Genomic DNA, 11,219 nt, shown 5'->3' with positions numbered 1-11,219 from the left:
GGATGTGTCGCCGCACTGCTTTGGCAGGCCGCGCCTGTCTCGCATTCACGGGCGCGGCAGGACTGCTGCTGATCTTCGCCACGCTCGTCGCCCAGCGCGACCTGCCCGACACCCTGCGCCTCGACGCCGAAGCGGCGCGCAGCGCCGAGATCCTCGACCGCGACGGCCGACCGCTGCGACTCGCCTACGACGGCGGCTGGAACCTGCACGAGCGCGTGCCGCTGTCGGCGGTGCCGGCGACCTTGCGCGCGGCGATCGTCGCCGCCGAGGACCGCCGTTTCTGGACGCATCACGGCATCGACTGGCGCGCACGCCTTTCCGCGCTGTGGACCAATCTGCGCAGCGGCCGCGCCGTGCGCGGCGCGAGCACGATCAGCGAGCAGGTCGTGCGCATCCTGCATCCGCGGCCGCGCAATCTCTGGTCGCGCTGGGTCGAAGGCTTCGAGGCGCTGCGCCTCGAGGCGCGGTTCGCCAAGGCCGACATCCTCGAGTTCTATCTGAACCAGGTGCCTTACGGCGCCAATCGGCGCGGCGTCGCGCAGGCGGCGGCGTACTACTTCGACCGCAGCCTCGACACGCTGTCGCCGGACGAGATGCTCGCGCTCGCGGTGCTGGTGCGCGCGCCGACCCGTCTCGCCAACGATCCGCCGGCGCTGCAGGCGCGCATGCAGACGCTGGCGCAGGCCATGACGGCGCGCGGCCAATGGCATGCGGCGGGGCCGCAGGCCGCGCCGCCGCTGGCCCGCGCACGGCCGGCGCTGCAGGCCGCGCACTTCGTCGCCTGGGCGGCGCGCGCGGCGGCGCGCACGCGGCCCGGCGCGATGCGCCTGCGCACCACGCTCGACGGCGAGCTGCAGGCCGCCGCCGAAGCCTTCCTGCGCGAACGCCTGCGCGATCTGGCGCGCGAAGGCGCGGCGCAGGGCGCGGTCCTCGTCGTCGACCTCGACGGCAATCGCGTGCGCGCCTATGCGACCGCCGATCGCCTGCATCCCGACGTGATCGGCATCGATCCGGTGCAGACGCCGCGCCAGCCGGGCTCGACCTTGAAGCCGCTGCTGTACGCGATGGCGCTCGAACGCGGCTGGCGCGCGGATACGACGATCGACGACGCCGAATTGCGCGAACGCATCAACGGCGGTCTGCACGAGTACCGCAACTACAGCCGCGTGCACTACGGCAGCGTCACGCTCGCCGAAGCGCTCGGCAATTCACTGAACATCCCGGCGGTGAAGGCGCTGCAGTTCGTCGGCCAGGCGCCGTTCCTGGCGCGGCTGCGCGCGCTCGGCGTCGACAGCCTGCGCGAGCATCCGGACGTCTACGGCGACGGTCTCGCGCTCGGCAATGGCGCGCTGACCTTGTACGAGCTGGTGCAGGCCTACACGGCGCTGGCGCGCGACGGTCTCTGGCAGCCGCTGACGGTGCTCGACGAATCGGCGCCGCGTCCGCCGCCGCGCGCCGCCTACAGCCGCGAGGCGGCGCGCGCCGTGAGCGGCATCCTGTCCGATGCCTCGGCGCGCCTGCTCGAATTCGGCGAAGGCGGCGTGCTGCGCTTCCCGGTCGCCACCGCCGTGAAGACCGGCACCTCGAGTGATTACCGCGACGCCTGGACGGTCGCCTACAACGGCCGCTGGCTGGTCGGCGTGTGGATCGGCAATCTGTCCGGGCGGGCGACGGAAGGCGTGACCGGCGCGCGCGGGCCGGCGCTGCTGACGCGCTCGCTGCTGGCGCGGCTGCCGGCCGACGCGGCGCTGCGCGCGCAGCGCGTCGCCGCCGCCGGCGACGCCGCGCCGGCCGCCGCCGACGACGACGAGGCGCCCGCCGTGCCCGAACTCGCACAGCCTTTCGATGGTCTCCTGTTGGCGCGCGATCCGCGCATACCCGAGGCGCTGCAGGCGTTTCGCTTCGAGCTGGCGTGGCGCGAGCCCGTCGCGGTGGTGCGCTGGGAACTGGACGGCCAGGTCGTCGCCGAGACGCGCGGGCCGTACTACGACTGGCCGCTGCGCGGCGGCGCGCACGTGTTGCGGGCGCTGGTGCGCGGCGGCGACGGCGCGGAGCATGCAAGCGGCGTCGCGCGCTTCACGGTACGCTGAGTCCACAGTGCCCGCGGCGGCAGGTCCGGGTTGCTCCGGACGGTCGCCAAGTCGTTGATGCCGTGACAGATGTCTGTGCGTGACCCGATGCGCGGCTTGATTCTTGCGACGATGGCCGCATCAGAGCCACATCGCTTATTTGGCGAGCCGGCATAATGCCGGACATCAACCAGGAGATCTCGTGGACAAACAGACCGAACGCACCGCACCCGTTTTACCGCTGCGCGATGTGGTCGTGTTTCCGCACATGGCGATCCCGCTGTTCGTCGGCCGCGAGAAATCGATCAAGGCCCTGTCGGCGGCGATGCAGGACGACAAGCGCATCCTGCTGGTCGCGCAGAAGACCGCTGACACCGACGAGCCGCGCGCCGACGACCTCTACCGGGTCGGCACGCTGGCCAGCATCCTGCAGATGCTGAAGCTGCCGGACGGCACCGTGAAGGTGCTCGTCGAAGGCGTGCACCGCGCGCGCATCAGTGATTTCAATTTCGAAGGGCGCTTCCTGACCGCGGAGTGCACGCAGCTGCCCGACGACAAGCTGGCGACCACTGACGACAAGGAAGTCGACGCCGCGACGCGCTCGATCCTCGCGCAGTTCGAGGCCTACGCGAAGCTCAACAAGAAGATTCCCGCCGAGCTGTTGCCGTCGCTGGCCAGCATGGATTCGCCGGGCCGTCTCGCCGACACCATCGCCGCGCACCTGAACCTCAAGCTCGAGGACAAGCAGGAAGTGCTGGAGATCGACGACGCGCGCGCGCGTCTCGACCACGTCATGCGCCAGCTGGAAAGCGAGATCGACGTGCTGCAGATCGAGAAGAAGATCCGCACGCGCGTCAAGCAGCAGATGGAGAAGAACCAGCGCGAGTACTACCTGAATGAGCAGATGAAGGCCATTCAGAAGGAGCTCGGCGAAAACGAGGACGCGCCCAACGAGCAGGAAGAGCTGGCCGGCAAGATCGAGAAGTCCGGCATGCCCAAGGAGGCGAAGGTCAAGGCCGTCGCCGAGCTGAACAAGCTGAAGATGATGCCGCCGATGTCGGCGGAAGCGACCGTCGTGCGCAACTACCTCGACGTGCTGACCTCGGTGCCGTGGAAGAAACGCACCAAGACCGTCATCGACCTCGACCTCGCGCAGAAGAAGCTCGACGAGGACCACTACGGCCTCGAGAAGGTCAAGGAACGCATCGTCGAATACCTGGCCGTGCAGGCGCGCATGAAGAAGCTGAAGGGGCCGATCCTCTGCCTCGTCGGTCCGCCGGGCGTCGGCAAGACCTCGCTCGGCCGCTCGATCGCCGACGCCGTGAACCGCAAGTTCGTGCGCATGTCGCTCGGCGGCGTGCGCGACGAGGCCGAGATTCGCGGCCACCGCCGCACGTACATCGGCTCGATGCCGGGCAAGATCATCCAGAACATGAGCAAGGTCGGGGTCAAGAACCCGATGTTCCTGCTCGACGAGATCGACAAGATGGCCATGGATTTCCGTGGCGATCCGTCGGCGGCGCTGCTCGAGGTGCTCGATCCTGAGCAGAACAGCACGTTCCAGGACCACTACCTCGAAGTCGAGTACGACCTCTCGGACGTGATGTTCATCGCCACCGCGAACACCCTGAACATTCCGGGCCCCTTGCTCGACCGCATGGAAGTGATCCGCCTGCCGGGTTATACCGAGGACGAGAAGGTCGCCATCGCCAAGCAGTATCTGCTGCCGAAGCAGATGAAGAACAACGGCGTGCGCGACGGCGAGCTGAGCGTCGGCGACGAGGCGCTGCGCGAGATCGTGCGCCTGTACACGCGCGAGGCCGGCGTGCGCTCGCTGGAACGCCTGATCAGCAAGATCTGCCGCAAGGTCGTCAAGGAGTTGCTGACCAGGAAGGACATCGGCAGCATCGAGGTGACGAAGGCCAATCTCGACAAGTATCTCGGCGTGCCGCAGTTCCGCTACGGCCGCGCCGAAGAGAAGAACCAGATCGGCCAGGTCACCGGCCTGGCGTGGACCGAAGTCGGCGGCGAGCTGCTGACGATCGAAGCCGCGCTGGCGCCGGGCAAGGGCAAGATGACGCAGACCGGTTCGCTCGGCAACGTCATGCAGGAGTCGATCCAGGCCGCGCTGACCGTGGTGCGCGCACGCTCGAAGAAATTCGGCATCGATCCGAAGTTCTACGAGACCAGCGACATCCACGTGCACGTGCCGGAAGGCGCGACGCCGAAGGATGGTCCGTCGGCCGGCATCGCGATGTGCACGGCACTGGTGTCGGCGCTGACCGACATCCCGGTGCGCGCCGACGTGGCGATGACCGGCGAGATCACCTTGCGCGGCGAAGTGCTGCCGATCGGCGGGCTCAAGGAGAAGTTGCTGGCGGCGCAGCGCGGCGGCATCAAGACCGTCTGCATCCCGCATGACAACGTCAAGGACCTCGCCGACATTCCGGAGACGGTGAAGTCGACGCTCAACATCGAGCCGGTGCGCTGGATCGAGGAAGTGCTGAAGATCGCACTGGAGCGGATGCCGGAGCCGCGCGTCGAGGCCGAGCCGAAGTCGGCGGCGGAAGCGGCGGCCGCCGAGGCGCGGGCGCACTGAGCGTCGCTTCGACGCAGCGAGCGGCAAGACAAAGGCCGCGGCGCATGCCGCGGCCTTTTTCGTTTCACGATGACTCCAGCATCGCATTTCGCTGGACTACGTCAAGCTGGCCCTGCCCTGGTGACGACCTTCTGCTTCGGCATACGGCGGAAATAATCGATGTTTCCAGCGGCAGGATCTCGCGCCACTTCGTCGAGATCCGGATTCATCCGGAAACGATCGTAATAGCCACCCGTCGGCACTTCGACCGTATGCCCACCGAAATCAACTTCGGTGAACCGGCCATCCGCCATTACATGCGCTTTCTCTGGCATGGCCTTGGCCTCATGCTCCACGTTTGACGAATCGCGTTTCCATCCAAAGGCGATACCGCTTCGCACGACGCTTCATGGCCAGTTGCGAAAGGATCAATGCCCAGAGAGGTGAAACACCCGGGGCTGTCCTTCGGCAGTGGCTGAGGCGGGTCAGTTGATATTTGACCGCCGCCATGTGCGCCGTTGCCGCGAGCGGCTTGTTCTTCCAAGTGATGGGCTTGAGTGCCGGCGCATCGGATTTTCCGTTTCGCCAATTCCGAGGCAAATTCGGCTCTATGGCCAACGCCGTGGCAATCCCGGCCATCGCAACACCGCTTTCGATCACCTTCTCTGCGACCTCACGCCGCCGAATGCCGCCGGTGACCATCAGCGGCATCGTTGCCACCTTGGCGATGTCGCGGGCGAATTCGAGGAAGTAGGCTTCACGCGCCAAGGTTCGCTCATCGCGAGCTGCGCCCATCATCGCCGGCGCCTCATAACTACCGCCGGAAAGTTCGACGAGATCAACGCCCAGCGGCGCGAGCATGGACACCACCACCTGCGCATCTTCCGGCGAAAATCCTCCTCGCTGGAAATCAGCCGAGTTGAGTTTGACCGCCACGGCGAAGCCGGGCGACACGACAGCGCGCACATGGCGAACGATGTCGAGCAGCAGCCGCGCGCGGTTCTCGATACTTCCGCCCCAGCGATCCTGCCGCTGGTTGGCCAGCGGCGAGAGGAATTGACTGAGCAGGTAACCGTGCGCCGCATGGATTTCCACGCCGGTGAATCCCGCGCGCTCGGCAAGAAGCGCGGTGTCCACGAAGCGTTTTTCGACTTCGGCAATGTGGGCTTCCGTCATTGCACGCGGCGTTCGAAATCGGTTCGACTGCCTGCCAAGATCGAGCGCGATCGCGGAAGGTGCCCACGTCTCCTGACCCAGCCCCGCCGGCATCTGCCGGCCGGGATGATTGATCTGCATCCACACCTGCGCGCCGTGCGCACGAGCCGCTTCGGCCCACGCGCGGAATCGGCCAAGATGATGATCGTTTTCCAACACCACGCCGCTGGGGCCGGTCATGGCCCGCGCATCCACCATCACGTTGCCGGTGATGATGAGACCCGCTCCGCCTTCGGCCCAGGCGCGATAAAGACGCAGCAACTCGGTCGAAGGCGCATGGTCGTTGTCGGCCATGTTCTCTTCCATGGCGGCCTTGGCGATACGGTTCGGAATGACCGAACCATGGGGGAGTTCAAGCGGAGAAAAGAGCTTCATGACAGAGGCTTTGCCTATTGAAAGCGCAGAGCCTAAGATTGAAGTTAACTTCAATGTCAAGCGCCGGGTGAGGCTCCATGAAAATTGGCGAATTGGCGAAAAAGAGTGGACTCACCGCCTCGCGTATCCGGTTCTACGAATCCTCCGGCTTGCTCCGCACGGCAAGCCGGCAAGCCAATGGGTATCGGGACTATTCACCGGATGCCCTGGTGGTGCTGCACATCATCACCAGCGCGCAGCAGGCGGGTTTCTCGCTGGATGAAATCCGCAATCTGGTGCCGGCTGACTTGTCCCAATGGCAGCACGATGAATTGATTGGCGCCCTGCAACGCAAGGTGCAGGACATCGAAGCCATGCAAGCCCGGCTTGCGCGGAGCAAGGCGCAACTGATCGAAATCCTGGCTGATATCGAAGCCAAGCCCGACGACGTCGATTGCGCCAGCAATGCCAGGCGCGTGCTGGCGCAGGTCTTGCCTGTCGAAATGAAAGCAGTGGCCGAGGCTGCGACCCGGCCCAAACCGTCACAGCAAGGACGCAATCTTCGCAGCCGTCGCCTTGGCTGAGTTCGGATTCTGGCCGGTGACCAACCGGCCATCCACAACTACCTTGGAAACGAACGGCAGCAGCGCCTTTTCGTAAAGCGCACCGCGCCGTTTCATTTCCTCTTCGGCGTTGTAGGGCATCTTCTTGGCGACGCCCGCCAAGACTTCTTCGTTCCAGGAAAAACCCGTCACGCGGCGGCCAGCCACGAGCGAACTTCCATCCGACAGCCTCGTATTGAGCAGTCCGCAATATCCGTGGCAGACCGAAGAGACGATGCCGCCACGCTCGTAGATTTCGCGTGTGATTTTCTGCAAGCCTGCACTGTCGGGAAAATCCCACATCACGGCATGTCCGCCGGTGAAATAGATGGCATCGAATTCCGACGAATCAATTTCGCTGGGCCGGGCCGTATTCGACAGCAATGCATGCCTGTTCTTGTCCGCGAGCCATGCCTTGACGGAAGCGTCCGCAAACGGCCACTTGAGCGAGCGTGGCTCCAGCGGCGAAACGCCGCCTGCGGGACTGACGATGCGTTGCGCATACCCCTTCGCCTCGAAAACCTCCCAGGCATGGGTCAATTCGGACAGCCACAGTCCCGTGGGGTCGGATTGATCTTCATAGTTGGCCACGTTGCTGACGACATGAAGAATGCGCTTGGTCATGCTGGACTCCTCTGTCTTCCAACCATAACCTTAAAGCTCGCTTCACGGTCAAGAGAATTGCGATAGTTGGCCAAAGGGTAAGTCTTGCTTGGATGTCCAGCGGCGGCGGGCTGTGCCGAGGCGCGTTGCAGCGATGCCATGTTGCCCTGGGCACATGGAGCGCCAAGGGCATCGCGGCGGTTCAAATCCCACCGAACACGCTGCTTGATTTGGCTTTCTCCTCATCAAGCTGATCCACGATTTGCTTGACGGCGGACGTTTTTCGTGGCTGCGACGGGCGCTACGGCGCGCAGATCGACCAGTTCGCCGGATCGTCCCAGACGTTGGTTTCGCGCACGCCGGGCACCGCTTCGCCGGTCCTGGCGTCGAGCACGCGCACCAGGATCTGCACCTGGCCGCGCTCGTAGCCCTGCGTGATGCCCTGGTATTTGCGCGTGCCGTCGGCCGACAGCCGGCAGACGTCGATGCCGCGTTCGCCGCGGATGCGGCTGATCTCGCGCGCGCGGTCGGCCGGTGACGGGGCCGCCGGCGCGCGGGTCGCCGGCGCGGTCGCGGCTTCGTCTGGCTGCGCCGCGGCAGCCGCGGCGGTCAGGACCAGCGCCGCCAGCAGCGGCGCGCGGAACAGGCATGCGTCCATCGTTCTCATCGTCCTTGTTGCGAAGATTGCTGCAGCGGTATGCAGGACCTCAGCCGCGAAAGCCGTCCTTCCAGCGGCGCAGTGCGGCGAACACGGCGACCTCGCCGTCGAGCGCGCTGCCGGCCTGGCGCTCGGCGGCGGCGCGGACGGCCGCCACGCGCGTGCGCAGGAAGGGGTTGTAACGCTTCTCGGCGCCGATCGTGCTCGGCAGCGTCGGCCGGCCGGCGGCGCGCAGGCGGCCGGCCTCCTCGATGCGCGCCTGCAGGTCGGCGTTGTCCGGTTCGACGGCGGCGGCGAAGGAGAGATTCGACAGCGTGTACTCGTGCGTGCAATGCACCGCCGTGGCATCGGGCAGGGCGGCGAGCGTCTGCAGCGACGCGTGCATCTGTGCCGGCGTGCCTTCGAACAGCCGCCCGCAGCCGGCCGAAAACAGGGTGTCGCCGCAGAACAGGCGTTGCGCCGCGGCGTCGTGGAAGGCGATGTGGCCCAGCGTGTGGCCCGGCACGGCGAGCACCGCGTAGCGCGCGCCGAGCACGTCTATCGTGTCGCCGCCGTCGAGCGCCTCGCTCAGCTCGCCGATCTTCGCGGCCTCGGCGCGCGGGCCGTAGACCGGCACGTCCCATCGCGCGCGCAGGGCGGCGATGCCGCCGGTGTGGTCGGGATGGTGATGGGTGACGAGGATCGCGCGCAGGCGCAGCGCCTGCGCCTCGAGATGGCGCTGCACGACGGCCGCATCGCCCGGATCGACGACCAGCACCTCGTCGCCCTGCGTGACGAGCCACAGGTAGTTGTCGGTGAACGCGGGCAGCGGCTGGACGGTCGTCACGGCGGGGGTATGATGGCTGACACGGTATGCAGGAACGTATCGAGGAGGGTAGTGCGATGACGCCGCGACGTCACCCCCGCAGCAGCAGGCTGTTCGATCGCCGCACGCTCGAACGCTGGTCCGATTCGGCGCGCGGACAGCGCCTGCTGCAGTTCGAGGCGCGCGAACTGCGCCGCCAGCTGCCCGAAATCTTCGGCCGCCACGTGCTGCAGATCGGCAGCTGGGCCGGCGGCACGCGCCTGCTCGAAGGTGCCGAGACCCTGCATCGCGCCGTGCTCGGCACCGTGATGGGCGACGGCTCGTCGGCGATCGTCGATCCGGAGCATCTGCCCTTGCCCGAGCGCTGCATCGACGCCGTGATCCTGCCGCACACGCTCGAGTACTGCGAATCGCCGCACAAGGTGCTGCGCGAGGCGGCGCGCGTGCTCAATGATCGTGGCCGCCTGTTCGTGCTCGCCTTCAGTCCCTGGGGCGTATCGGCCTGGCGTACGCGCCTCGGCTTGCGCTCGCGCGTGTTTCCGCCCGGCGCGCGCTTCTACGGCGCCGGTCGCGTCGGCGACTGGCTGCAGCTGCTCGATTTCGAGATTTCCGAGATTCGCCGCTTCGGTCCGGGCTTTCCGTGGATTTCGCCGCATTCGAGCACGCATCCGTGGACGCCGGGCGATCTGCTCGCGCCGTTCGCCGAGAGCTATCTGATCGTCGCGCGCAAGCGCGTGCTGCCGATCAACTTCGTCGGCAAGCTGCAGCGCGCGCAGATCCGGCCGCTGGTCGGTGTCACCGCGCCCGCCGCGCAGCGCCAGGGTCTCGACGGCGAGCCGAAGCCGACACCCTGAGTCGGCCGATGCGCCGCGCGGTCGCCGCAACGCGCGTGACCACGCGCCGAGCTGGCGCTGCGCGGAGAGAGGCGCGGAACGGGGCGCCGCCGCCGGCCCCTGCCGCCGCTTCCGTGCACTAGAATCCGCGCATGAGCGAAGCCACCGCGTCGAAACGCATCACGATCTATACCGATGGCGCCTGCAAGGGCAATCCCGGGCCGGGCGGCTGGGGCGCCGTGCTGCAGTACGGCGAGCACCGCCGCACGCTGAACGGCGGCGAGTTGGCGACCACCAACAATCGCATGGAACTGCGTGCGGCGATCGAAGCGCTCAATGCGCTGAAGCAGTCCTGCGACATCACGCTCTACACCGATTCGGTCTACGTCATGCAGGGCCTGACGCAGTGGCTGCCGAACTGGAAGGCGCGCGGTTGGAAGACGGCCGACAAGAAGCCGGTGAAGAACCAGGATCTCTGGCAGGCGCTCGACGCCGCCGCGCAGCGCCATCGCATCGACTGGAAGTGGGTCAAGGGCCATAACGGCGATCCCGGCAACGAAGAGGCCGACCGGCTCGCCAACGAAGGCGTCGGCCTCGCGCAGCGCGACAGCGCGGCGACGGCGGCCGCCGGAGCCGCGTCGTGACGCGCCAGATCATCCTCGACACCGAAACCACCGGCCTCGAAGTCGAGCTCGGCCATCGCATCATCGAGCTCGGCTGCGTGGAGCTGCGCAACCGGCGGCCGACGCAGAACAATCTGCATCGCTACATCAATCCGCAACGCGAGATCGACGCCGGCGCGATCAAGGTGCACGGCATCACCAACGAGCGCGTCGCCGGCGAACCGACCTTCGCCGCGCTCGCCCGGCAGATCTGGGAATATCTCGAGGGCGCCGAGCTGATCATCCACAACGCCTCGTTCGACATAGGCTTCCTCAATGCCGAGTTCGCGCGCGCCGGCATCCTGCGCAAGCTCGAGGAGGTCTGCGTCATCACCGACACGGTGAGCATGGCGCGGCGCCTGCATCCCGGCCAGAAGGTCAATCTCGACGCGCTGTGCAAGCGCTACAACGTCGACAACTCGAACCGCGAGTTCCACGGCGCCCTGCTCGACGCGCGCCTGCTGGCCGACGTCTACCTGGCGATGACCGGCGGCCAGAGCATGCTGGTGCTCGACAGCGACGGCGGCGGCCAGACGCGCCGCTCGCGCTTCGCCGAACTGCTCGGCGCCAGCGACGCTCCGCTGCCGGTCATCATGGCCGATGCCGCCGAACGCGCCGCGCACCAGGCGCGGCTCAAGAAGATCGCCGACAAGGGCAAATGCCTGTGGGCGGACGATCTGCCGGTGGCGAGCGCGTAACAGCGAACCACAGATTTCACAGATTCACACAGATTCACACAGATTCGAAAGCACCCCGTGATCACGTCCGATCAGTGACCCCGCTCTCCATTGCGTCGTCATTCCCCCGAACGCGGGAATCCAGGGCAGGGGCCCCGCCACC

The 11,219-nt window shown here is 66.7% G+C and carries 10 protein-coding genes and 1 pseudogene; 6 read left to right on the top strand and 5 right to left on the bottom strand.

The features are described from left to right. Window positions 1-20: 20 nt before the first annotated feature. Window positions 21-2,090: a transglycosylase domain-containing protein gene (locus K344_RS0115385; RefSeq protein WP_051362289.1), complete on the top strand. Its 2,070-nt coding sequence runs from the start codon at window positions 21-23 to the stop codon at window positions 2,088-2,090. A gap of 247 nt (window positions 2,091-2,337) precedes the next feature. Further along, the gene (gene lon, locus K344_RS0115380; RefSeq protein WP_028081412.1) at window positions 2,338-4,668 is read left to right on the top strand and encodes an endopeptidase La; all 2,331 of its coding nucleotides are present in this window, start codon (window positions 2,338-2,340) and stop codon (window positions 4,666-4,668) included. A gap of 107 nt (window positions 4,669-4,775) precedes the next feature. On the opposite strand, the pseudogene K344_RS23605 reads toward lon, so the two are convergent. Further along, window positions 4,776-4,961 (bottom strand): annotated as a pseudogene (locus K344_RS23605) (acetoacetate decarboxylase); the annotation flags it as partial. 31 nt (window positions 4,962-4,992) lie between these two features. After that, on the bottom strand, window positions 4,993-6,237 hold the full coding sequence (locus K344_RS0115375; RefSeq protein ID WP_028081411.1) for an NADH:flavin oxidoreductase/NADH oxidase family protein: 1,245 nt from the start codon (window positions 6,235-6,237) through the stop codon (window positions 4,993-4,995). Window positions 6,238-6,314: 77 nt separating this feature from the next. Between K344_RS0115375 and K344_RS23600 the strand changes: the two genes are divergently transcribed. After that, on the top strand, window positions 6,315-6,800 hold the full coding sequence (locus tag K344_RS23600; RefSeq protein ID WP_084197508.1) for a MerR family transcriptional regulator: 486 nt from the start codon (window positions 6,315-6,317) through the stop codon (window positions 6,798-6,800). Here the strand turns inward: K344_RS23600 and K344_RS0115365 are convergent. From K344_RS0115365 to gloB, 3 genes are all read right to left on the bottom strand, one after another. Further along, window positions 6,759-7,442 (bottom strand): type 1 glutamine amidotransferase domain-containing protein, encoded by a 684-nt coding sequence (locus K344_RS0115365; RefSeq protein ID WP_028081410.1) that lies wholly within the window; start codon window positions 7,440-7,442, stop codon window positions 6,759-6,761. The genes K344_RS23600 and K344_RS0115365 overlap by 42 nt on opposite strands. A gap of 280 nt (window positions 7,443-7,722) precedes the next feature. After that, window positions 7,723-8,079, bottom strand: coding sequence for a hypothetical protein (locus K344_RS0115360; protein ID WP_028081409.1), 357 nt, complete (start codon window positions 8,077-8,079; stop codon window positions 7,723-7,725). 49 nt (window positions 8,080-8,128) lie between these two features. Next, the gene (gene gloB / locus K344_RS0115355; protein WP_028081408.1) at window positions 8,129-8,905 is read right to left on the bottom strand and encodes a hydroxyacylglutathione hydrolase; all 777 of its coding nucleotides are present in this window, start codon (window positions 8,903-8,905) and stop codon (window positions 8,129-8,131) included. 56 nt (window positions 8,906-8,961) lie between these two features. Here gloB and K344_RS0115350 point away from each other — a divergent pair, with 56 nt between their 5' ends. The 3 genes from K344_RS0115350 (at window position 8,962) to dnaQ (ending at window position 11,077) form a co-directional block, all read left to right on the top strand. Then, complete coding sequence (locus K344_RS0115350) at window positions 8,962-9,738, top strand: methyltransferase domain-containing protein (protein ID WP_028081407.1); 777 nt, start codon at window positions 8,962-8,964, stop codon at window positions 9,736-9,738. Window positions 9,739-9,869: 131 nt separating this feature from the next. Then, complete coding sequence (rnhA, locus tag K344_RS0115345) at window positions 9,870-10,361, top strand: ribonuclease HI (protein ID WP_028081406.1); 492 nt, start codon at window positions 9,870-9,872, stop codon at window positions 10,359-10,361. After that, complete coding sequence (gene dnaQ, locus K344_RS0115340; RefSeq protein WP_028081405.1) at window positions 10,358-11,077, top strand: DNA polymerase III subunit epsilon; 720 nt, start codon at window positions 10,358-10,360, stop codon at window positions 11,075-11,077. Before rnhA ends, dnaQ begins: the two co-directional genes overlap by 4 nt. Window positions 11,078-11,219 lie beyond the last annotated feature (142 nt).

The sequence above is a fragment of the Solimonas soli DSM 21787 genome (genome assembly GCF_000474945.1).
GTDB lineage: Bacteria > Pseudomonadota > Gammaproteobacteria > Nevskiales > Nevskiaceae > Solimonas > Solimonas soli.
Note: the sequence above shows the minus strand (reverse complement) of the source record. Positions and strands in the feature narration are given on the sequence as shown.